The 20,573-nt window shown below is 60.9% G+C and carries 21 protein-coding genes; 6 read left to right on the top strand and 15 right to left on the bottom strand.

The window, feature by feature from the left end:
* Nucleotides 1-205, top strand: a 205-nt coding sequence (locus GBM95_RS12490; RefSeq protein WP_226963094.1) for a hypothetical protein, incomplete at its 5' end; no start/stop codon positions are given.
* 147 nt (nt 206-352) lie between these two features.
* On the opposite strand, the gene mobA is transcribed toward GBM95_RS12490, so the two are convergent.
* Complete coding sequence (gene mobA, locus GBM95_RS00575; protein WP_152157306.1) at nt 353-988, bottom strand: molybdenum cofactor guanylyltransferase MobA; 636 nt, start codon at nt 986-988, stop codon at nt 353-355.
* Between the two features lie 87 nt (nt 989-1,075).
* Here mobA and GBM95_RS00580 point away from each other — a divergent pair, with 87 nt between their 5' ends.
* Nucleotides 1,076-2,320 (top strand): molybdopterin molybdotransferase MoeA, encoded by a 1,245-nt coding sequence (locus GBM95_RS00580; RefSeq protein ID WP_152157307.1) that lies wholly within the window; start codon nt 1,076-1,078, stop codon nt 2,318-2,320.
* Nucleotides 2,321-2,324: 4 nt separating this feature from the next.
* Here the strand turns inward: GBM95_RS00580 and GBM95_RS00585 are convergent, their stop codons facing one another.
* From GBM95_RS00585 to GBM95_RS00600, 4 genes are all read right to left on the bottom strand, one after another.
* Entirely contained in the window at nt 2,325-3,410 is a 1,086-nt protein-coding gene (locus GBM95_RS00585; RefSeq protein ID WP_152157308.1) for a metallophosphoesterase family protein, read from the bottom strand.
* A complete protein-coding gene (locus GBM95_RS00590; RefSeq protein WP_152157309.1) occupies nt 3,410-4,501 on the bottom strand; it encodes a helix-turn-helix transcriptional regulator in 1,092 nt (363 codons plus the stop codon). Before GBM95_RS00590 ends, GBM95_RS00585 begins: the two co-directional genes overlap by 1 nt.
* 281 nt (nt 4,502-4,782) lie before the next feature.
* Complete coding sequence (gene lolA / locus GBM95_RS00595; protein WP_152157310.1) at nt 4,783-5,409, bottom strand: outer membrane lipoprotein chaperone LolA; 627 nt, start codon at nt 5,407-5,409, stop codon at nt 4,783-4,785.
* Between the two features lie 20 nt (nt 5,410-5,429).
* Nucleotides 5,430-7,886, bottom strand: coding sequence for a DNA translocase FtsK (locus tag GBM95_RS00600; protein WP_152157311.1), 2,457 nt, complete (start codon nt 7,884-7,886; stop codon nt 5,430-5,432).
* A 150-nt stretch (nt 7,887-8,036) separates the two neighbouring features.
* Here GBM95_RS00600 and trxB point away from each other — a divergent pair, with 150 nt between their 5' ends.
* The 3 genes from trxB to GBM95_RS00615 are packed head-to-tail and all read left to right on the top strand — an operon-like array spanning nt 8,037 to nt 10,623.
* Nucleotides 8,037-9,005: a thioredoxin-disulfide reductase gene (trxB, locus tag GBM95_RS00605; RefSeq protein WP_152157312.1), complete on the top strand. Its 969-nt coding sequence runs from the start codon at nt 8,037-8,039 to the stop codon at nt 9,003-9,005.
* Between the two features lie 26 nt (nt 9,006-9,031).
* Nucleotides 9,032-9,694 carry a Smr/MutS family protein gene (locus GBM95_RS00610; protein ID WP_152157313.1) on the top strand — a complete coding sequence of 221 codons (663 nt, stop codon included), beginning with the start codon at nt 9,032-9,034 and terminating at the stop codon, nt 9,692-9,694.
* Nucleotides 9,695-9,717: 23 nt separating this feature from the next.
* Nucleotides 9,718-10,623: a trimeric intracellular cation channel family protein gene (locus GBM95_RS00615; RefSeq protein WP_152157314.1), complete on the top strand. Its 906-nt coding sequence runs from the start codon at nt 9,718-9,720 to the stop codon at nt 10,621-10,623.
* 52 nt (nt 10,624-10,675) lie between these two features.
* Here the strand turns inward: GBM95_RS00615 and GBM95_RS00620 are convergent, their stop codons facing one another.
* From GBM95_RS00620 to GBM95_RS00645, 6 genes are all read right to left on the bottom strand, one after another.
* The gene (locus GBM95_RS00620) at nt 10,676-11,014 is read right to left on the bottom strand and encodes a P-II family nitrogen regulator (RefSeq protein WP_139688019.1); all 339 of its coding nucleotides are present in this window, start codon (nt 11,012-11,014) and stop codon (nt 10,676-10,678) included.
* 119 nt (nt 11,015-11,133) lie between these two features.
* Nucleotides 11,134-11,475: a hypothetical protein gene (locus GBM95_RS00625; RefSeq protein ID WP_152157315.1), complete on the bottom strand. Its 342-nt coding sequence runs from the start codon at nt 11,473-11,475 to the stop codon at nt 11,134-11,136.
* A gap of 150 nt (nt 11,476-11,625) precedes the next feature.
* A complete protein-coding gene (gene glmM / locus GBM95_RS00630; protein ID WP_152157316.1) occupies nt 11,626-12,960 on the bottom strand; it encodes a phosphoglucosamine mutase in 1,335 nt (444 codons plus the stop codon).
* 65 nt (nt 12,961-13,025) lie between these two features.
* Nucleotides 13,026-13,874: a dihydropteroate synthase gene (gene folP, locus GBM95_RS00635; protein WP_152157317.1), complete on the bottom strand. Its 849-nt coding sequence runs from the start codon at nt 13,872-13,874 to the stop codon at nt 13,026-13,028.
* A gap of 102 nt (nt 13,875-13,976) precedes the next feature.
* Nucleotides 13,977-16,016 (bottom strand): ATP-dependent zinc metalloprotease FtsH, encoded by a 2,040-nt coding sequence (gene ftsH, locus GBM95_RS00640; protein ID WP_152157318.1) that lies wholly within the window; start codon nt 16,014-16,016, stop codon nt 13,977-13,979.
* Nucleotides 16,017-16,304: 288 nt separating this feature from the next.
* Entirely contained in the window at nt 16,305-16,967 is a 663-nt protein-coding gene (locus tag GBM95_RS00645; RefSeq protein WP_152157319.1) for an RlmE family RNA methyltransferase, read from the bottom strand.
* A gap of 74 nt (nt 16,968-17,041) precedes the next feature.
* Here GBM95_RS00645 and yhbY point away from each other — a divergent pair, with 74 nt between their 5' ends.
* Entirely contained in the window at nt 17,042-17,521 is a 480-nt protein-coding gene (yhbY, locus tag GBM95_RS00650; protein ID WP_152157320.1) for a ribosome assembly RNA-binding protein YhbY, read from the top strand.
* A 154-nt stretch (nt 17,522-17,675) separates the two neighbouring features.
* On the opposite strand, the gene greA is transcribed toward yhbY, so the two are convergent.
* The 4 genes from greA to modD all read right to left on the bottom strand — a co-directional run bounded on the left by greA (nt 17,676) and on the right by modD (nt 20,515).
* Nucleotides 17,676-18,152, bottom strand: a complete 477-nt coding sequence (gene greA, locus GBM95_RS00655) for a transcription elongation factor GreA (protein WP_152157321.1) — start codon at nt 18,150-18,152, stop codon at nt 17,676-17,678.
* Between the two features lie 226 nt (nt 18,153-18,378).
* The gene (gene gmhA, locus GBM95_RS00660) at nt 18,379-18,975 is read right to left on the bottom strand and encodes a D-sedoheptulose 7-phosphate isomerase (RefSeq protein ID WP_152157322.1); all 597 of its coding nucleotides are present in this window, start codon (nt 18,973-18,975) and stop codon (nt 18,379-18,381) included.
* Nucleotides 18,976-19,027: 52 nt separating this feature from the next.
* Nucleotides 19,028-19,648 carry a recombination mediator RecR gene (gene recR, locus GBM95_RS00665; RefSeq protein WP_152157323.1) on the bottom strand — a complete coding sequence of 207 codons (621 nt, stop codon included), beginning with the start codon at nt 19,646-19,648 and terminating at the stop codon, nt 19,028-19,030.
* Nucleotides 19,649-19,678: 30 nt separating this feature from the next.
* On the bottom strand, nt 19,679-20,515 hold the full coding sequence (modD, locus tag GBM95_RS00670) for a ModD protein (protein ID WP_152157324.1): 837 nt from the start codon (nt 20,513-20,515) through the stop codon (nt 19,679-19,681).
* Nucleotides 20,516-20,573 lie beyond the last annotated feature (58 nt).

A 20,573-nucleotide genomic window follows, 5' to 3' on the forward strand; every position in this document is an offset into this window, starting at 1 on the left:
TCTGTTTTGTCGCTCTTATTTCGCCGGAATTGAAAGAGAAGAATTAAATTCTTTTCTTTCGGCTTCAATAAGCGCGGACTTCGTAAAATTTTTGAGTCTCCGGAATCGTGAAATTCCGGCGCTCCTCAGGAGCTCCTCAAGCTTTCCGATGTTCACACTTATCGGTTCGTTGAATCTGATTTTTAAAGAACTGCGCTGCGTTTAAGCAGCGAAGGATTTGAATCATATAGAAGTCATATCCTTTTGTCAAGAGCTCAGGAAGAAAATTTTTAAATTCGCTTCAGAGCTGCTTGTTCTTTGCTGCCTCGTTTCCGAAGCAGGATGCGAATTATGAGGATGAAGAATCGATTTGTCAAGAGTGCGCAAAAAATATTTTTCCGTCCCTCGATGCCGCCTCAAGCTCCTCGTGCGTATTGAGGTTTGCGAAAGCCGACTCATCCGGGAAGGAAACAGCTTCGGCGCCAAGCGTTTTGTACCAGAAGCGGAGTCTGCGTTCATCCGCGTCAATCGACGCTTTTGCAAGCCCCAGACACTCCGTCCTCACGCAGGCGACCGCACTCTGATAGTGGCCGGAGGTCTGCGCGACGAAGGCTTTCGGATTTCTGCCGTCGTGAAGGGCAAGCTCTTCGGCTTCAGAGAAGCGCTCCACGAGATCCGCCGGGAGCCAGGGCGCGTCGCAAGGAGCGGTAAGCACCCACTCAGTCTGAATGAAGCCGGAAGCATAAGCAGCATCAAGCGCTGCGAGCGGTCCGGGGAAATTCTCCGTACGGTCATGAACGACATACGGTGAAAAAGCCCTGAAGGATTCCGGATCGCGGTTCGCGGAAATAACGAGGCGTGAAGTCTGCGGCCCGAGGCAATCCGCCACCCAGGCAATGAGCGGACGACTATTCATCTGAAGGAGCGCCTTGTTGGCGCCTCCCATCCTCGTAGCTCTTCCGCCCGCAAAGATGAGACCGGTCACATTCTCCTTACGTATTGCACCCATTTCGATCCTTTTCGATGATTTCCTCAGTGCCGGTACACAGGCTATCCTTCGCAAAAGCCAAAAGCCTTTTTATTAATGAGGCAGCGAATGACCGATTTCATCAGCATCGAGAAAGTCTACGGCATCCTTGAGGATGCAATTGCACCGGAAGCCTCCGTTGAAAGCTTCCCGCTTGAGAAGGCGCTCGGCCGCGTTCTGGCCGAAACGCTCACTTCTCCGGGCGATGTGCCGCCCTTCAATAATTCCGCCATGGACGGGTTCGCGTTTAATCGTGCCGAGCTCGCCCAGGGCGCATCGGTGCGGCTTCTCATCAGAGGCACTTCCTATGCGGGCACGCCCTGGGAGGGAACGCTTGCTTCCGGGGACGCCGTCCGCATCATGACGGGTGCGGCGACGCCCGAAGGCGCCGACACCGTCATTCCTTTTGAACGTACGGAAACAATCGAAGAGAACGGGAATACCTACGTCGTCTTTGAGGCCGGCCGCGTGCGGCCTGCTGAAAACGTCCGCCTCCGCGGCGAAGAGCTCCGCGCGGGCGACGCCGTCATGGAACCCGGCATCGTGCTCACGTCCGCCTATCTCGGTCTCGCCGCATCACTCGGCCGTGCGGAATTGCGCTGCAGGAAGCTCCGGGTTGCCGTTTTCTCTACGGGCGACGAATTGGTGGAACCGGGCACGGCCGTAGCTCTGCCTCCGGGAAAAATCTGGAATTCGAATTCTTCCGTCATCTCGTCGCTCGTGCGCACCTGGGGAGCCGAAGCCGAAGACCTCGGAATTCTTCCCGATGACCCGGATGTCATCAGGAAGGCGCTCTCTGAAGCCGCGGCCCGGTCGGACTTTCTGATCGCGAGCGGCGGCGTCGGAGAAGGCGAGCACGACTACACCTCGCGGGTGCTCGCGGAAATGGGGAGCGGAATCACTCACTATCACGTCAGCATGCGCCCGGGGAAGCCTTTCTCCTTCGGCCGCGTTGCCGGCGAACATGTCTGCTGGTTCATGGCACTCCCGGGAAATCCTGTGGCGGCAGCCGTTTCGGCGAAGCTTTTCCTGAGGCGAGCGCTCCGGCTCGCCGCGGGCTCCACGGAACCCCTCGGGCTGCCGGATTTCCCGGCAATCGCCGCTAAGGACATCAAGGGGCGCACCGGACGCACGGATCTTGTAAGAGGCCGAGCGGACTTCGTTGACGGGGAAATGCGCTTCACGCCCGCGCATTCCCAGAGTTCCGGCATGCTGACGACGCTTGCCGGCATGAACGCCATGGCGGTCCTCGATGTGAATACGGACCGCATTGCCGAAGGCGATGCGGTCCGCTGTCTCAGACTTCTTTCCTGACCGGTCAGCTTTTCTGACTCTTTTTACGCTGGAGGCTCATGCGCTTCCAGCGTCCGCCCGGAGCCCGCGCGGCAACTGCCTCGCCGAGCTCACGGTCGCGGCGGCGTTCGTGCCTCGCCGCTTCAGCGAGCGCCAGGTTCCTGCGTTCAGCCGCCTCGGCAATCCTCACCTCCTGCGCATCCTGAGGATCCATCAGAGGCACATGAAGAGCCGCCTTTTCCGCCGGCGGCGTCTCCGACTCCTCCTTCGATTCGAGAGGAGATGAAGGCGCCTTCATCGCCGCCCCGTGGCCTTCAGCCCAGCTGATCGCGTTCTCGAGCGCCGCAGCCTCCCGGGGATCAAGCTGCGCGGGAACAATCACTTCGCCGGTAAGGCTCGTAATCCCGCGGTATCCCACCCCCATCATGAGGATGCCGTGATGGCGCCCGTAGGTGCGATCTTCATGCTGATGCCCGTGGAAAGCCCAGCGTACGCCCAGCGCTTCCGCCAGCCGGTCGATCGCGGCAAAGCCCTTCCGGTGGCAGGAAGGCGCCTCGTGCGTGACGAGAATATCCGCACTCTGACGCATCAGATTCTGGTAGACCGACGGAAAGATCGTCGTGCGGTGACGGCGCGGCAGGCCGCCCCGCCACATGTTTCCGAGACCGACGCGCCGGATGAAGCTCGCCGGGCAGAAATAATTGGGCGCATCCTCCGGCATCCAGACCTGACCGCGGAAAACCCCGCCGAGTCCGGCAATTCTCAAGCCCGCAACATTCGCCACGCGCCCGTGGAGATTGTGGGCGGCGAGCGTGCTGCGCCAGATGTTGTCGTAGATCGAGTCCGTATCCGAATCGTGATTGCCCGGAATCCACCAGACGGGACAAACGCTCACAGCCCCTGCGAGGACGACCTCGAGGGGTGCCGGCGGCTGCATGTCGCCCAGGATGACGATGGCGTCAGGCTTATGCTTAAGCGCAGCTTCGTTGATGTGGTCAAAGGAGCCGTGCGGATCGCCGCAAAAGAAAATCTTCGGCAGCGTTTTCGGAATGCCGGCTCTGCGATGACGACGGGGACGACGCCTTTTTCTTCTGATTTCTTCTGTTGCCATTAATCCCGCGAGCCTGCTTTCGTGCTCTCCTTATAGAGAGCGGCGATGCGTTCGGCCTCGCTGCTGACCTGATCGCGCAGTTCCTGAGGTTCAAGGACCTCAACGCGCGCCCCCCAGCGAAGGATTTCGCCGACGATTTCCGTCGGATCAGAATAGGGGACCAAAAGCATCAGAGAACCGTCATCGAGCTGCTGAACGCGCTGCTTCGGATGCCAGGCTTCGCGGAGAACGTAATGCGCAGCTCTTCCGTCAAAGTGAAGCCGTGCAGTCTTGATCTCCTTGCCGTGGAAAATACCGTAGCCCGCGTCGAGCTCTCTCGCTACGTCGTCAAGCACCATGCGCTTCACGCTCGTAGTCAGAATTTCGGCGCTTTCGATGTTTTCGATCTGGAAGGTTTTGAGCTGCTGCGTGAGATGGCAGAAGGCGTCCACATACCAGCGGTTGCGGTAGTGAACAAGCCTCATGGGCGAGATTTCACGCGTTGAATGTTCATCCGTACGCCACGAATAGTAGGAAATCCGCACGCGGCGCTTTTCGCAGAGCGCGCACCCGATGGTTTCAAAAGTGGCGGGCTCCTGGAAAACCACGCGGCGCTCAACCACGCGCACGCGGCGCATGAGCTCCCTCGGGGTCGTGCCGCCGAGCGTGAAGAGCCCGAGCACGCGGGACCTCAGGGGCGGCAGCTCCGTTGCGAGCGCAGAGGAGCGGTCCACCTCGAGCGCTCCGAGAAGATCGTAGGTCGAGGTGAGAACGAAGAGCTCCTCGGACGAATACCACTGCTTCTTCGCAAGACGCGAGGCAATGATGTTGGGCCGGGTGGTGTCGTTGCCCTTGGCGGGCATGGCCTTGCCGCCCTTTCCGATGCGGAGCTTTCTTTCCTCAGAGGTCTGCAGAGCGCCCGAGGCGTAGTAATAGCCGTTGTGGGCGCGGGAATAGCGGATCGGAGCATGGAGCTCATCGCGCATGTACTGCAGATCGCGCTTGATCGTGGGAGCGCTCACCTTGAGAAGAAGCTCGAATTCCTCGAAGGCAACATAACCCTTCTCGGTCAGCAACTTGTCGATGATCAAGCGGCGCATATTGCTCTTCATGAACGTAAGCTCCCTTTAGGTAGGCGTCAGATGAACTGCAGGAAGCAAATCCTGCATTTCGGGAGGTCTTCCGTGCGCGCTTCTTTCAAAGCGCCGCCCGGAGGGGATCTCCCGCAGGGAATTCCTCAAAGCCGGGGAAGCCCGGCCGAGAACATTCCGGTCGAAAACATGATGAAGCCGGAAGAATCCGGCCTCAGGTGCTGATCATTCTACCGTATGACGAGAAGCTCCCGAGATCTGAAGGCTCCTCAAATGATCCTGAAAAACACCACACTGAGGCGTCAGGGGGCCTCGAGCACCTCAACGCCCTGAGGAACCTTGAATTGAAAACGCGAGCTCTCAGGCTTCGCACTCGCAAACCGCGTGAAGACGATCGTCGTCGTCTGCCCGAAGCTGTCGTAAAGGCTCAGGACTTCGGGGAACCCGGAACTGCCGAACTTCACCTCCACGCGCTCAAAGCCCCCCTGAGGCTCCTCGGGCGTCAGCGTGATCAGGTCGCCGGTGCTCTTTTCCGTCCAGCCGGCGGGAAGCTTTCCCGCGCCGAAGAGAAGCGCCGCAGGCGTTTGAGCGAGCGCATCACCCGCGGGCTTCACGGTCACCTGCATCAGATCCTCGTCGTAGACCCAGATGGTTTTCCCGTCGCTCACGATTCGCTGGCGCCAGGGCTTTTCATAAAGCCAGTCGAATGCACCAGGGCGCAGGAAGGCAAACGTGCCTTCCGCGGCATTCGTAATTTTCCCCGTTCGATCCCGGGTTTCCTGGCGAAAGGCGCCTTCGGCTCCGGACACCTGAGCCAGGAACTTTTCGAGCACGGCGCTCCCCTCAGCCGCAAGGGAGACCCCGGGGAGAAGCGACCCGAGCGCGGCGAGAAGCAGCGTGCGGCGCGGAAGAAAGAAATGGTTCGTCATCAGAAGACGCCTCGAAAAAATCAATTGCGGTCGGGCACAAGAATCGTGCGCTTGCCCATGGATGAAGGCTTGCTCACCAGGCCAGCCGATTCCATGGCTTCAAGAAGATTAGCGGCTCTGTTGTAGCCGATCCCGAGGTGGCGCTGCACAAAGGAAATGGAGGCGCGCTTTTCCTCGAGGACAAGCGCCACCGCCTTGTCGTAAAGCGGATCGCTTTCGCCCGAGCGCCGTCCGCCCGCATCCCCGGCCTCTGCGCCACCAGCCTCCTCTTCCGTTTCGGTAACGCCCGACACATAGGAGGGAGAGCCTTGTTTTTTAAGCTCCTCAGCAACGCGCGCAACTTCACCGTCCGCCACGAAGCATCCCTGAATGCGGGTGGCGCCGGGTGTGCCGGGGCGATGGAGCAGCATGTCGCCGTTTCCGAGAAGCTGCTCTGCGCCCGATTCTCCGAGAATCACGCGGCTGTCGGTCGCGGAAGCCACCTGGAAGGAAATGCGGGTAGGAACGTTCGCCTTGATGAGAGAAGTGACCACGTCGACCGAGGGGCGCTGCGTGGCGAGAATCAGGTGAATGCCCGCGGCACGCGCCTTCTGGGTGAGGCGCGTGATCTCGCCCTCGACTTCCTTCCGGTTCGTGAGCATCAGGTCGGCGAGCTCGTCGACCACGCAGACGATGTAGGGCCAGGGTTCGAGATTTTCCGCGAGCGGATCGTCCTTCGCCGCCATCGGATCGCGAATGGGTTCGCCCCTGCGGTTCGCGTCCGCCACCTTTTCGTTGAAGCTCGAAAACTGCCTCACGCCCACGCGGCTCATGACAGCGTAGCGCCGGTCCATTTCGCCCGTAAGCCACTTAAGCGCGGCGCTCGCCTTATTCATGTCGGTGACGACCGGCGTCAAAAGATGCGGAATGCCGTTATAAAGCGAAAATTCGAGCATCTTCGGGTCGATCAGGACGAGGCGGAGCTGCGTGGGGTCGTTCCTGAAGAGCATCGAGAGAATCATCGCGTTGATGCCGACCGACTTGCCCGAACCCGTCGTGCCGGCCACGAGGAGATGCGGCGTCTTTGCGAGATCCATGACGAAGGGCTTCCCGGCGATGTCCTTGCCGATTGCGAGGGTGAGCGCTGAACGACTCTTTTCAAAGGCTTCGCTCTTGATGATTTCCTTGAGGCGAACCATTTCGCGGACAGGGTTCGGCACCTCAAGTCCCACATAGCTCGTTCCGGGAACTGAGAGCACGATGCGCACCGCCTGCACGCCGAGCGCGCGGCGCAGGTCGTCGCGCACGTTTTCGATCTGAGATCCCTTCACGCCGGCGCCGGGTTCGAGCCAGTACTGCGTGATGACGGGTCCGGGCTGAGCGCCCATCACTTCCGAATCGATCCCGTAGCTCTTCAGCTTCGCGACGATGAGGCGGCTCGTCATCTGAATCGTTTCCTCATCGGTGCCGCGCCGCGCGGGATCCGCGTCGTCAAGGAGCATGAGGCTCGGCCGCTCGGAAGACGAGGACGTCTCCTTCGGGCTTCTCGTCGTCAGCACTTCCTCGGGGAAGAGCGACGCACCGGAATTCAAAGCCTCGGACGAAGGCTTCACAATCTCGATTTCCTGGGAAAGCGCTGAGGGCTCATACACCGGAATATCAACCCGGGGCCCCTCCGGCGCATCCTCGCCGGACTCAAGGTTCATCTCTTCCCCGGGCTTTTTGCGGCTCAGACGGGAAAGAATCCGCTCATCAATAAAACGGCCGATTTTTTCCGCCGCGTCGGTCCAGGAAAAATCCATCAGGAGCGAAATCCCGATGGCGGCAAGAAGGAGAAAGACGACGAGCGCAACCCCGGCGCCGACATAATGCATGACGGCGTAAGCCAGAGTATTGCCGAGAATGCCGCCCGGATTCCCGGGGAGCATCACGGGGGACTTGGCAATCCGCATGGCTTCGAACGCCGTCGATCCGATCATGAGGGCGCAGAGACCGAAAAAGGCCGTGAACTTTGGCGGATTGATGCGCTCGGGGTTGGTCTCGCCGCGCTCCGCTCTCAATTTCGAACGGAAGGCAAAGAAAGCAACCATGACGAGGCCGAGCACGAACCACCAGGCGGAAAGACCGAAAATCCCCAGCAGGAAATCCGCGCACCAGGCGCCCCAGACGCCGCAGAAATTCGCTGGCGTTCTGGCCGTTGCAACTGAAAAGGCCGGATCGTCGGGAGAATACGTGCCGAGCGCAAGCGCAAGGAGGAGCGCAGCGGGAACGGAGAACGCCCAGCTTCTCTCCCAGAGAAAGCGTGCGAGGCCGATGAAGGCTTCTGCGAAGCGCTCTCTCATTTCGCGGCGAGCCTGAGCCCTGCGGGCCTTTCTTTCCGCATCGGCCTCAGCGCGCTCGAGCGCCTCCACGGCCCTCGCGGAATCGAATTTTTCTTCCTCCGCCACGCCGGACTTCGAATTTTTCGTGCCCTTTGCGCGGGCGTTCTTCTTCGCCATCGGTAAAAAGATCCTTTCTCAATCCGATCTTTGATTGTACTTTGGGCAACCGCAATTTCCCGCAAAGCCCGCGATAATGGGAGTACAACCATTTCATTTGCCGGACGGCTCAGGATAGAAGCCGTCCGAAGATCCCAGAAGGAAAATTACATGTCGCATATCCAACACGCCCGCGTCATCATTCTCGGCTCCGGCCCCGCAGGCTGGACGGCTGCCGTCTACGCCGCCCGCGCCAATCTCAAGCCGGTCCTCATCACCGGCATGGAAGCGGGCGGTCAGCTCATGACGACGACGGAAGTCGACAACTGGCCGGGCGCCGCCGAAGGCATTCAGGGTCCTGAGCTCATGGAGCGCCTCCAGAAGCAGGCCGAGCGCTTCGGCACCCGGGTGGTCTACGACCTCGTGAAGACGGCGGATCTTTCGAAGCGACCCTTTACGCTCACGACCGACATGGGCGAAACGTGGACCGCGGACGCCCTCATTCTCGCGACGGGCGCCTCCGCCATGTACCTCGGTCTCCCGAGCGAAGAGGCTTATAAGGGCAAGGGCGTCTCCGCCTGCGCCACCTGCGACGGCTTCTTCTACCGCGGGAGGCCCGTGGCAGTCGTGGGCGGCGGCAATGCCGCCGTCGAGGAAGCGCTCTACCTCGCCAACATCGCGAGCCACGTGACGCTCGTTCACCGCAGAAACACTTTCCGCGCCGAGCCGATTCTCGTTGACCAGCTCATGAAGATGGTCGAAGAAGGGAAAATCACGCTCGAGCTTGACCGCGAAGTGGCTGAAGTGCTCGGAAACGGCAAGGCCGTCACGGGTCTGTCGCTCAAGAGCACTGCGGGCGAAGCGCCGAAGGAAGTCGCCGTCGAGGGCGTCTTCATCGCGATCGGCCACCGCCCCAATACGGACGTCTTCGCCGGGCAGCTGAAGCTCATGAACGGCTACATCGTGACGGCGGGCACGGGCAATTCCGCTGCCACCGCAACGAGCGTTCCGGGGGTCTTCGCCGCCGGCGACGTTCAGGATCCCTTCTACCGTCAGGCAGTAACCTCCGCCGCTGCGGGCTGCATGGCGGCGCTTGACGTTCAGCGCTTCCTTGAAGCCGAAGACGCCATGAAGCGCTGATCAATTCATTTTCAGATCCATAAAAAATGGCTCAGTATCACGATCTCTCTGATCTCAAGAAGCTCTCGCGCGACCTCAAGGCTCAGGCCAAGGCCGCCGAAGAGGCCAAGAAGAAGGCGCTTGCCGAATCAAGGAAGCTGAACGAAGCGGGCGACGCCTTCCGTGCGGCGATGAAGGAACTCGGGGTGAGCCCGAAGGACGTCACGCGCGGCCGCGTGGTGAAGCCCGTTCTGAAGCCCCAGCCCGTTGCCCGGCAGCATGAAGCCGAAAAGCAGGAGGTGCTCGAGGCTTCGCTTTCCGACGAATGCGATCCGGTGGTGTTTCTGGAGAGCGAGGACGGCCTCATGTTCCGGCGTCCCGACGTGCCGCCTGAAATCCCGAGGCGCCTCTACCGCGGCGAATGGACGGTCCAGGCCCACATCGACCTTCACGGACTCTTTGTCGACGAGGCGCGCGAAGCGGTCGCGAAGTTCCTCCGGAACGCGCAGATCCGCGGCGACCGGTGCCTGAGGATCGTCCACGGCAAGGGCTACAACTCCGAGGGCGGCCACAGCGTCCTGAAGGAAATGGTCCGCCGCTGGCTCAAGCAGCGCTCTGAAGTGATGGCCTTCGTCCAGGCGCCGCCGCACGACGGCGATGCGGGCGCAGTCATCGTGCTTCTTGATCAGAAGCGGCGCTTCACGCCCTGATCACAACTAAAAAGGAGACCCGCATGATCGGTGAACCCGTCTTTGCCGCACTTGCCCAGAACACGGCGCTTGTCGACGCGATCGGCATGCTCGGGTTCGCCCTTGCGGGCATCCTTGCCGCCCAGGGCCGGGGCGTCGACCCGGTGGGCGTCTTCATTCTCGCCTTCACGAGCGCCTTCGGCGGCCTCACGATCCGGGATCTGCTCCTTGATCTGAGACCCTTCTACTGGGTCGAGCATGAAGCGATCACGTGGCTCATTCTCGTCTTCACGATCTTTGCGCCGGCAATCGTGAAGCGCTTCACGCGCTCCTTTGCGCACGAACTCTTTCTCTGGGCGGACGCAGTGGGCCTCGGGGTCTTCTGCGCCTCAGGGACGCTCCTTGCCTGGGAAAAAGGCATTCCGCCCCTGTCCTGCACGCTCGTGGGCGTGGGCACGGGCATTCTTGGCGGCGTCATGAGAGACGTCCTTCTCAACCGCATGCCGGCAGCGCTTTCAGACAGAAAGCCCTACGGACTCGCCGGCTTCGTGGGCTGCTGGCTCTGCGTGATTCTGCTCTCCGACGGCGTGCGGCCCGAGGCGACGGTCTACGTGACCGCAGCCACGATCGTTCTCTTCAGGATGTTCACGCTCAAGGTGAACTGGGAAATCCGCTACCGGTCGGAACTCGCCAAAAAGATCTTCCCCGGAAACGGCCCGGTATCGCTTGCACGGATGCTGAAGGGCCGCAGACGCACGGGAGAGAACGGAAATTCCGCCGCGTCCCGCCCGAAGGAAGCCCGGCGCGAAAAGACCACACGGCGCGAGGACGCTGCGCACGGGACGCTGCCCCGCTATTCCGCCAATGTGCTCCCTCAGCGGCGAGACTACCCAAAAGAAAAGCCCGCCAACAAACCGTCGGCAGGCTCTTCTCAAAAGCCCCGCAAATAGAGCCCTGCAATAGAGCTCGCGGGCGCGGACCACCCGGGCGCTTTTATTTGGATCAGACCGCGGCTTCGCCGGTTTCGCCCGTACGAATGCGGATCACCTGCTCCACGTCGAAAACGAAGATCTTCCCGTCGCCGATCTTGCCGGTATGCGCAGCGCGGCGAATGGCTTCAACCGCCGTTTCCGCGATGTCGTCCGCCACTACCGTCTCAACCTTGAGCTTCGGCAGGAAGTCGACGATGTACTCCGCACCGCGGTAGAGCTCGGTGTGACCTTTCTGGCGGCCGAACCCCTTCACTTCGGTGACGGTGAGTCCATGCACGCCGGCCTCGCCGAGCGCTTCCCGGACGTCGTCAAGCTTGAAGGGCTTGATTACGGCGACGATCTGCTTCATTTCTGATTTCTCCTTTCGTGAAACAAGCAAAGGCCGGGCTTTTTCGGTTTGCGAAAAAGATTCCGGCCTTTCCTGGTCCAGTGAGCGCCTTTTAGAGACGGGTGCTCGTCATGGGACGATTACTTGTCAGCCTTCTTAGAGGCAGCCTTCTTCGTCGTGGTTTCGCCCTTGGCAGCCTTGGCAGCAGCCTGCGGCTTCACTTCAGCGGGACGACCGACGCGGTACTCGTAGAGCGACACGTCCTTCACGCGCACGCCGAACTTCGGATCGTTGTTCGGGGAGTGCCACACGTCGCGCTTCTGGCGCCACGCATTGATGAAGGCGATGACGTTCTGCGGCATCTTGGGCGAGTCCGAGAGTTCATTGATCGTGAACTGCTGACCGCCAACAAGGAAAAGCTGCAGCTGATGGATGAACGGTCCTTTTTCTTCAACCTTTGCGGGTTCCTGATTCTCTGACATTTGTCTGGATTCCTAATTCGGTCGTGCAATGGGTCAGAGAAAAATAGCCCGAACCAGAGGTCCGGAATGCGAACCGGCGCACGTGTGGGGGTGAACTTTATCACGCCTGATGCCCGCGCAAAGTCGCGCGCGGGCTAGAAACATAGAACTTTACAACGAAAGTGCCTCTGCTGTCTCGTTGGCGAGCCGTTCTGCTAACGCACTGTCGGAAGCTTCGACCATGATGCGAAGAAGCGGTTCGGTGCCCGAGGGGCGGATCAGCACGCGCCCGCGGCCTTCGAGCGTCTTTTCAGCACGCTCGACCGCAGCCATGAAAGCGTGATTCGCCTTCCAGTCGTAGCCTTTTTCAATTCTCTTGTTTACGAGGCACTGCGGCAACAGCTGAAGGTCCCCGGTCAATTCGGCAAGCGTTTTCCCGGTCCTTCGCATCGCGGCAAGAATCTGGAGCGCGCTCACAATGCCGTCGCCCGTAGTCTGTCTGTCGAGCGCAAGAATGTGGCCGGAGGTTTCGCCGCCGAAGCGCCAGCCGCGCTTCAAAAGCTCCTCAAGAACGTAGCGGTCGCCCACTTTGGCGCGCACGAATTCAAGGCCGAGTTCCTTCACGCGCTTTTCAAGACCATAGTTCGACATGAGGGTGCCCACGACGCCGAAGACTTTTCCCCGGCTCATGCGGTCCCTCACGAGAACGTAAAGGAGCTGATCTCCGTTGTAAACATTCCCTTCAGCGTCCGCCATGATCAGCCGGTCGGCATCGCCGTCGAGACTTACTGCAATCTGACAAGAGGCTTTCTTACACCTAATGGATAAGTCTTCAGTATGTGTTGCGCCAACGCCACGATTGATATTGAAGCCGTCCGGGGAAGCCCCTTCGGCGACGACGTCTGCGCCAAGTTCATGAAAAACATCAGGCGCAACATGGTACGCCGCACCGTTCGCGCAGTCGACGTAGATCCGCATGCCCTTGAGATCAATCTCCTCGCCGATCGTCGATTTGCAGAATTCGATGTAGCGGCCTGACGCATCGTCCAGACGCCGGGCTTTGCCGAGGTCCTTCGATTCAACGCAGGAGAAGCCTTCGTCGATCTCCTTCTCGATCTCAAGCTCCCACTCGTCGGGAAGCTTCTGGCCGGCGCCCGAAAAGAATTTGATGCCGTTGTCGTCGTACGGGTTGTGGCTCGCGGAAATGACGACGCCGGCTTCAAGGCGCAGAGCGCGCGTGAGGTAGGCCACCGCCGGAGTCGGAATCGGGCCGCAGAGGACGACGTCCGTCCCCGCAGCGGAAAAGCCCGCCTGAAGCGCGGCTTCAAGCATGTAGCCCGAAACGCGCGTGTCCTTGCCGATAAGAACAGTGGCGCGGCCTGTGGGACTGTGGCGCTTCAACACTCTGCCCGCAGCCTGGCCGAGCTTCATCACAAAGTCGGGCGTGATGGGGAGCTTCCCCACCTTGCCGCGAACGCCGTCCGTACCGAAATAACGCCGGTTCATAACGAATCCTTTACTGACAAAAAAGTTGCCGGAATACTTGAAGCCTGAAGTTGGAGAGAAGTCTCTCAGGAGCGCCCTCGCGCGTCAATGCGGATATCCGCTTGCCCGAAGGCTTTGAGAACGGCCAGTGCATCTGAGGTCTCCCTCACGTCGTGAACGCGCAGAATCCGGGCGCCGCGCTCTGCGGCAAGGAGCGCTCCGGCGACGCTTGCCGCGGCGCGCTCATGCGGATTCTTTCTTCCGGTGATGCGCCCGAGGCTACCCTTGCGCGAAAGCGCGGCAAGGAGCGGCCTCCCGGAAGCGAGAAAACGCCCGGACGCAGCGAGCACCTCGAAATTCTGCTCAAGCGTCTTTCCGAACCCGAAGCCCGGATCCCAGGCAATGCGTTCGGACTCAACCCCGGCCGCCAGAAGCGCTTCCTCGCGCCGCCCGAGATACCGGAATGCGTCCTCAACCACGTCCTTCTCCGGATCAAACGGTCCCTGATGCATGATGACGAGCCCGAGCTTCGTGGAAGCAGCGGCCTCAAGAGCTCCCGGCCTCTCAAACGCGCGCACGTCGTTCAAAATCGCCGCACCGGCTTCTGCCGCCTCGAGCATGATTTCGGGCCTTGAGGTATCGACCGACACGCAGAAGCCCTCCTTCGCGAGCGCCTTCACGACGGGAATCACCCGTGAGCGCTCCTCTTCGAGCGGCACCTCCGTCGCGCCCGGACGGGTGGATTCGCCCCCCACATCGATGATCCGGGCACCGTCGCCGCGCATCTTTTCCGCCCAGGCAAGCGCGTCAGGCAGGGCATTGTGTTCGCCGCCGTCAGAGAAGGAGTCCGGGGTAACGTTGAGAATGCCCATGATGACGGGCTCGTCCCTCAGATCAAAATCAAAGGGGCCGCAGCGCCAGAGTTCCTGAGTCATTGCTCGTCTCCAAAAAAGGAACAAAAAAAGACCGCGTCCGCCCGAAATCTGGGTTTTCAGTTCGGATGCGGTCTTGCTTTAAGGCTTGATTTTCACCCGGGATCAGCCGGCCTTGCCGGGGTCGTCCTTGCCGGCATCCTGGGGCTTGACGGATTCGTCAGTTTTCCCCGGGGCGTCGGCCTGAGGGGCCTCCGCTTTGGGAGCCTCGGGAGCCGCTTCGGCTTCAGGAGCTTCAGTCGTCTGAGCGGCTTCAGGCTTTTCAGCCGCAGCCGGCTCGCCATCCTTCGACCCGGTCTTGAAAGGCGGGAGCTCCACGCCCGAAGAATCCTTCGGCGGCGTCGGGAGCTTCCCTTCCATGATCTCGTCGATCTGCTCCTTATTGATCGTTTCCCACTGCAGAAGCGCCTGCGCCATGACTTCCATCTTGTCGCGGTTTTCCTCAATGAGACGGCGGGCAACGGCGTACTGCTCGTCGATGATGCGGCGGACTTCCTCGTCAACGGCCTGCATGGTGCGTTCAGAAACATGCGTCGTCTTCGTCACCGAACGGCCGAGGAACACTTCGCCCTCGTTTTCCGCATAGACCATCGGGCCCATGCGCTCGCTCATGCCGTAGCGCGTCACCATGTCGCGCGCGAGCTGCGTGGCGCGCTCGAAGTCGTTCGATGCGCCCGTAGTCATCTGGTGCATGAAGATTTCCTCGGCGATGCGGCCGCCGAAGAGAATCGCAATGCGCGTGAGGAGGTACTGGCGGTTGTAGGCGTAGCGGTCCTGCTCAGGAAGCTGCATGGTGAGGCCGAGCGCGCGTCCGCGCGGCACGATCGTCACCTTGTGCACCGGATCGGATTCCGGCAGGAGCCTTGCCACAACAGCGTGGCCCGATTCGTGATAAGCCGTGTTCTTCTTCTCGTCCTCGGTCATCACCATGGCGCGGCGCTCAGCGCCCATCATGATCTTGTCCTTGGCGTTCTCAAAGTCCTGCATGGAAACGACGAGGCCGTTCCTGCGGGCGGCGAAAAGCGCCGCTTCGTTGACGAGGTTGCCGAGATCGGCACCGGAGAAGCCCGGCGTGCCGCGCGCGATGACCGCCACGTCGACGTCCTTGCCGACGGGGATCTTCTTCATGTGCACGTTGAGAATCTGTTCGCGGCCGCGAATGTCGGGCATCGGAACCACGACCTGACGGTCGAAGCGCCCCGGACGCAGCAGCGCCGGGTCGAGCACGTCCGGACGGTTCGTCGCAGCGATCACAATGACGTTCGCACCCGTATCGAAGCCGTCCATTTCGACGAGCATCTGGTTGAGGGTCTGCTCGCGTTCGTCGTTGCCGCCGCCGAGACCAGCGCCGCGCTGGCGGCCGACCGCATCGATTTCGTCGATGAAGATGATGCAGGGAGCGTTCTTCTTGGCCGTTTCGAACATGTCGCGAACGCGCGCAGCGCCCACGCCCACGAACATTTCAACGAAGTCCGAACCCGAAATCGTGAAGAAGGGAACGCCCGCTTCGCCTGCGATCGCCTTCGCGAGGAGCGTCTTGCCGGTACCCGGGGAGCCGACAAGGAGAACGCCGCGCGGAATGCGGCCGCCGAGGCGCTGGTACTTCTCGGGGTCCTTCAGAAAGTCGACGATTTCCTGCACGTCTTCCTTCGCCTCGTCGCAGCCCGCCACGTCGCGGAAGCGCACGTGGTTTTCCTGCTCGGTGATCATGCGCGCCTTCGACTTTCCGAAGCTGAAGGCTCCGCCGCCGCCGGCACCGCCCTGCATGCGGCGCATGAAGAAGATCCAGACGCCGATCAGAAGGAGCATCGGGAACCAGGAGACGAAAATGGTCGTGAGGAACGAGGGCTCCTCTTCGGCCTTGCCGTAGACCTGCACGCCCGACTTTCTCAGGTCGTCGACCATCCAGAGGTCGCCCGGGCTCGTGAGCGTGTACTCAGCGCCCTGCTGCGGCGTAACGATGATGCGGCGGCCCTGAATGTCCACGCGGCGGATCTTGCCGGCCTTGGCGTCATCCATGAACTGGGTGTAGCTCGTCGTGTCGAGCGACTGCGTCGAATTCGTCTCGAACTGGCGGAAGACCGTAAAGAGCACCACCGCGACGAGAATCCATACGGCAATGCGGGCAAAAGACTTGTTGTCCAACTTTGAACTCCGGTCGCAATTAGGGACGAAGGGACGGAGAGGTCCCTCCGCCTGAGGTCCGGAGCGTCCTTCCGGGCGGAAGTTCGCCGGAACTCAGGAAATTGCGCTTGTTTCTTATCTTTGTTTCCATGGGCTCCGTCCGGATTTTTGTGCGGCGCCGCTTCCCATTTAGCGAAGCATTGCCGTCCGAAGGAGCAGAAAGGTTCAGCAATTGTAGCCGCGGGACTATTTCCCTACCCGTGGTTCCCCCGATTTTTGGCGAATGAACGCCCGGGAAAAGGCAAGCAGTTATTGCGGGTTCTTCGGCGCCTTGAGGTCGCGGGACACAAGATAGACCTCTGCCGAAGTGTCGCGCGAGGCGGCAGGCTTCTTGGCGGCGACCTTTTTGAAGACCTTTTTCAGGGCCTCGACATACTGCGAATAGCCCGACCCCTGGAAAGCCTTCGTCACAAAGACGCCGTGGGGTGCGAGGTGCTCGACGCAGAATTCGAGCGCAAGCTCGTTCAAAAGAAGCGACCTCGCCGCGTCCGCCGCGGCAATCCCTGAAAGATTCGGCGCCATGTCCGAAAGGACCACGTCGACCTTGTCTCCGTTTAGAATCGCGGCAAGCTGATCGGCCACCGACTGTTCGCGGAAGTCGCCCTGCAGAAAATAGACGTCCTCAATGGGATCCATCGGCAGGATGTCCATGGCGATGATGCGCCCGCGGACCTGACCGTTCTTGTCGATGAGCTTTTCGCGCACCACCTGCGTCCAGCTTCCCGGAGCCGACCCGAGGTCGACCACCGTAAGGCCGGGCTTGAGGAGATGCTCCTTTTCGTTGAGCTCAAGGAGCTTGTAGACGGAGCGGGCGCGATAGCCTTCCGCCTTGGAGCGCTTCACGTACGGATCATTGATGTGCCGTTCGATCCATGCGCGGTTGGACCTGAGTTTTTTATTCGAAACGGGCATTCTTGCCCTCCAAAAAGTTTTCTTTCTCGGATGCCGCCTTTTTACACGGCATCCGGCATTAGTGCTGAAATTTTATGAGTGAAATTACCCTTTCGCGCGACGCGCGCCTCACGCTGCGCTCGCAGGCGCATCATCTCGACCCCGTCGTTCTTCTCGGCGCCAACGGTCTTACCGAAGCGGTCATGAAGGAAATCGACCGTGCTTTGAAGTCCCACGAGCTCATCAAGGTGAAGGTTCCGACCGACGACCGCGAGGAACGCGAGGCGATCTTCGCGAAGGTTGCCGACGAACTCGGCGCCGCCCGCGTGCAGATGATCGGCAAGCTTCTCATCCTCTGGCGTCCTGCCGAAGATGAGGACGAAGCCCCCACGGCCGAAGAGTGGATCGCCCGCGCGGCCGCTGCCGCCCGCGGCGAGGACGCTCCGGCCCCGAAGGCAAAGAAGGTTGCCTCGAAGAAGCCCGGCGAAAAGAAGAAGAAGGCCGAGCCCCAGCCCCGCCGCCGCGCTCGTCCGAAGACGAAGCGCACGACGAAGAAGGCTGCGCTCTCGAATTAATGCCTTCCCTATAAAGCCCTGATCCAGGGGCGCCTGCGCGCCCCTATTCGCTTAAAACGGGAGATTCCCCTCGAAGGAATCTCCCGTTTTTGCGTTCGAGCGGGCGCTTCCCTGAAAGGACTTCAGCAGGAACCCTTCAGGGCGAAAGCGCGCATTACTTGTATTCGACCTCTTCGACCTCGAAGGTGACCTGGCCCTTCGGAGCCATGAACTTCACCGTATCGCCTTCGCTCTTGCCGATCAGGGCGCGGGCGATCGGGGAGGAAACGGAAATGAGGTTCTTCTTGATGTCGGCTTCGTCGTCGCCCACGATCTGGTAGGTCACGCTCGAATCCTCGTCTTCGTTGTAGAGCGTCACCGTGGCGCCGAAAACGATGCGGTCGCTCGCAACGGTCTTCGGATCAATCACCTGCAGCGCCGGGATCTTGCCCTCGAGCTCAGCAATGCGGCCCTCGATGTGGCCCTGCTCCTCGCGGGCGGCATCGTATTCCGCATTTTCAGAAAGGTCGCCCTTTTCGCGGGCTTCGGCAATGGCGGCAACCACGTTCGGACGCGCGGTCTTCTTGAGATATTCGAGTTCGGCCTTGAGCTTTTCAGCGCCCTTGGCGGTGATGGGGATACGGTTGAGCATGGTTCTTCCAGATTCAAAAAAGCGTTCGTGATCTGCACCGGATCTTCCTTCCTGCGAAGAAGGCGTACCGGAAGGAGATTCCCCGTGCAGACAAAAGTGAAGGGCGGCACCGCAAAGAAGCACCGCCCTTGGAATTGAATTCGTTCGAGGGAGGATTTTAGCAAATGGAGCTTCGTCCGGCTCAGACGGAGGCTGTTTCTCCGCACGAGCCTTCGGCATCCGGCGCTTATTCGTCCGTGTAGTTTTCCGGGTTGAGGCGGCGCTCCACGAGCTCGATGAAGATGTGGATACACTTGATGTGAAGCTCCTGCACGCGGTCGGCGTAGCGCCCGCCCGGCGTGACGATCGCCGCGTCGGACAGCGCCGCCATCGGATTCCCGGGCTTTCCGGTAAGCGAAATCACCTTCATGCCCTTTGCGCGCGCAGCTTCCGCGGCACGAATCACATTGCGGCTCGTGCCCGACGTGGTGATCCCGAGGAGCACGTCCCCGGGCTGCCCCACGCCTTCGACATAGCGCGAAAAAACCTCTTCGTAGCCGAAGTCGTTCGCGACGCACGCGAGGTGCGAGGCGTCGGCAATCGCGGTTGCGGCATAGGGACGGCGGTTCTTTCGGTAGCGCCCCGTCATCTCCTCGGCAAAATGCATGGCGTCGCAGAGGCTTCCGCCGTTGCCGCAGGAATAAATCCGGTGGCCCGCGCGGATCGCCTCGGCCATCATTTCCCCGGCGCGGTCGATTTCCGAGAGCATTGCCTCATCGGCAAGCAGATTGTCGAGCGCTTCGCGCGCTTCCATAAGCGCTGCCTTCACGTTGACGGAACTCATGCAGATAACCTCTGAAAGGAGTTGGAAACTTCAAAGTTGACCGGAAAGAAGGTCAAAGCCGGCGCCTGTCCTCAACAGCGCCTGCGATCGACGCGAGATCGGTGTACTCGATCTCAAGCCCCGAGGGAAGCCCGCGGGAGAGCCGCGTGATGCGAAGGTCCGGCCAGCGCTTCTTCACGGCGCCCATCAGATAGTACGCTGTCGCGTCGCCTTCGGGCGTGTAGGACGTGGCAACGACCACCTCGCGCAGGCCGTCCTCGCGAAGCCCGAGCTCAATGCGCTCAAGAAGCTGCGGGAGCCCGATCTCTGCGGGTCCTGCGTTGTCGAGCGGCGAAAGCCTCCCCGAAAGCACGAAATAGAGCCCCGGCCAGGAAAGCGACGCATCGAGCGCCATCTGGTCCTGCACGCTCTCGACCACGCAGATGAGCGAGCGGTCGCGCTTTTCATCGGCGCATACGGGACAAAGCTCCGCCTCGCACCAGGTGCGGCAGAGCCGGCAGCGGCGAATGGCCGCCGTGCCTTCGAGCGCCTTCTTGAGGGCCTCGAGCTTCTCCCTGCGCTCGGGCGCAAGGAGGAAGAAGGCCGCGCGCTGCGCGCTTCTCGGTCCGTACCCGGGCAATTCCTCAAGCGCCTTGATGAGCGCGGATATCGCGGGAGAGGTTTCTATCGCCATCCTTATCCTTCCTTCGGAATCTTCCGGGCGTCAGAGCCGCTCAAAGCGCATCTTGACGTCCTGCGGCGCGCCCCAGTAGGGAGCGCTCGTCACGAGAATATCCGCGCCCGCTTCCGCATAAAGCGCCGCATTTTTAGCGTTGACGCCGCCCGCAGCGGAAAGACGGACGTTCGGAGATTCCGCACGCGCGGCATCGGCAAAGGAGGCAAAAACCTCGGGCGAAAAACGCTCGCACTGAATGATGTCGGCGCCGAGCCGCACGAAAGTCATCGCTTCTTCGGGACTTCCGGCCTCAACGGCGATCTTTCTTTCCGGGCTTCTCGCCTGAAGCGCCCTGAAGGCGGCTTCGAAGTCGTCGCAGAAAACGCGGTGCTGATCAAAGACGAGAATCGAATCCGAGAGGCCGAAGCGGTGCACGATGCCGCCGCCTGCGAGGAGTCCGGCAAGCGCAATCCGCTTTCCGCCGGGCCAGTGCTTTCTCGTGCCGGCAACCTGAACCTTCGGGCTGACGGCGCGGGCGGCATCCACCATTTCGCGCGTGCGGAACGCTATTCCAGAGGCGTATTCCATCACGCACTGCGCGATCTTGTACCCCGCGTGGAGGCTCTCTGCCGGCCCCTCGGCCGTGAGAATCGTCGCTCCCGCCTCAAGCAGGTCGCCGTCGCGGGCGCTGAGGCAGACGGATGCCCCGGCGCGCGAAAGCACCGCCGCCGCAATCTCCGCGCCTGCAACAATGCCGGGCGTTTTGAATTGAGCCCGAATGCGTCCCGGCACGCTTCCGATGCCGAGTCCGACGGTTGTAAGGTCTTCGTGCGGACAGTCGTCAAAAAGCAGGGCGTCAGCAAAATTCTCTGGGAAAAGCGTCATAAGAACTCCGGAGCAGAAAAACCGAGGGAAAAAAGAAAAGCCCCGCAGCGCTTCAGCA

Source organism: Sutterella seckii, from assembly GCF_009183815.1.
Classification (GTDB): Bacteria; Pseudomonadota; Gammaproteobacteria; order Burkholderiales; family Burkholderiaceae_F; genus Sutterella; species Sutterella seckii.

Coding starts and splice junctions, on each gene's coding strand:
- mobA (WP_152157306.1), bottom strand. CDS start 988: ATGGGTGCAATACGTAAGGAGAATGTGACCGGTCTCATCTTTGCGGGC.
- GBM95_RS00580 (WP_152157307.1), top strand. CDS start 1,076: ATGACCGATTTCATCAGCATCGAGAAAGTCTACGGCATCCTTGAGGAT.
- GBM95_RS00585 (WP_152157308.1), bottom strand. CDS start 3,410: ATGGCAACAGAAGAAATCAGAAGAAAAAGGCGTCGTCCCCGTCGTCAT.
- GBM95_RS00590 (WP_152157309.1), bottom strand. CDS start 4,501: ATGAAGAGCAATATGCGCCGCTTGATCATCGACAAGTTGCTGACCGAG.
- lolA (WP_152157310.1), bottom strand. CDS start 5,409: ATGACGAACCATTTCTTTCTTCCGCGCCGCACGCTGCTTCTCGCCGCG.
- GBM95_RS00600 (WP_152157311.1), bottom strand. CDS start 7,886: ATGGCGAAGAAGAACGCCCGCGCAAAGGGCACGAAAAATTCGAAGTCC.
- trxB (WP_152157312.1), top strand. CDS start 8,037: ATGTCGCATATCCAACACGCCCGCGTCATCATTCTCGGCTCCGGCCCC.
- GBM95_RS00610 (WP_152157313.1), top strand. CDS start 9,032: ATGGCTCAGTATCACGATCTCTCTGATCTCAAGAAGCTCTCGCGCGAC.
- GBM95_RS00615 (WP_152157314.1), top strand. CDS start 9,718: ATGATCGGTGAACCCGTCTTTGCCGCACTTGCCCAGAACACGGCGCTT.
- GBM95_RS00620 (WP_139688019.1), bottom strand. CDS start 11,014: ATGAAGCAGATCGTCGCCGTAATCAAGCCCTTCAAGCTTGACGACGTC.
- GBM95_RS00625 (WP_152157315.1), bottom strand. CDS start 11,475: ATGTCAGAGAATCAGGAACCCGCAAAGGTTGAAGAAAAAGGACCGTTC.
- glmM (WP_152157316.1), bottom strand. CDS start 12,960: ATGAACCGGCGTTATTTCGGTACGGACGGCGTTCGCGGCAAGGTGGGG.
- folP (WP_152157317.1), bottom strand. CDS start 13,874: ATGACTCAGGAACTCTGGCGCTGCGGCCCCTTTGATTTTGATCTGAGG.
- GBM95_RS00645 (WP_152157319.1), bottom strand. CDS start 16,967: ATGCCCGTTTCGAATAAAAAACTCAGGTCCAACCGCGCATGGATCGAA.
- yhbY (WP_152157320.1), top strand. CDS start 17,042: ATGAGTGAAATTACCCTTTCGCGCGACGCGCGCCTCACGCTGCGCTCG.
- greA (WP_152157321.1), bottom strand. CDS start 18,152: ATGCTCAACCGTATCCCCATCACCGCCAAGGGCGCTGAAAAGCTCAAG.
- gmhA (WP_152157322.1), bottom strand. CDS start 18,975: ATGAGTTCCGTCAACGTGAAGGCAGCGCTTATGGAAGCGCGCGAAGCG.
- recR (WP_152157323.1), bottom strand. CDS start 19,648: ATGGCGATAGAAACCTCTCCCGCGATATCCGCGCTCATCAAGGCGCTT.
- modD (WP_152157324.1), bottom strand. CDS start 20,515: ATGACGCTTTTCCCAGAGAATTTTGCTGACGCCCTGCTTTTTGACGAC.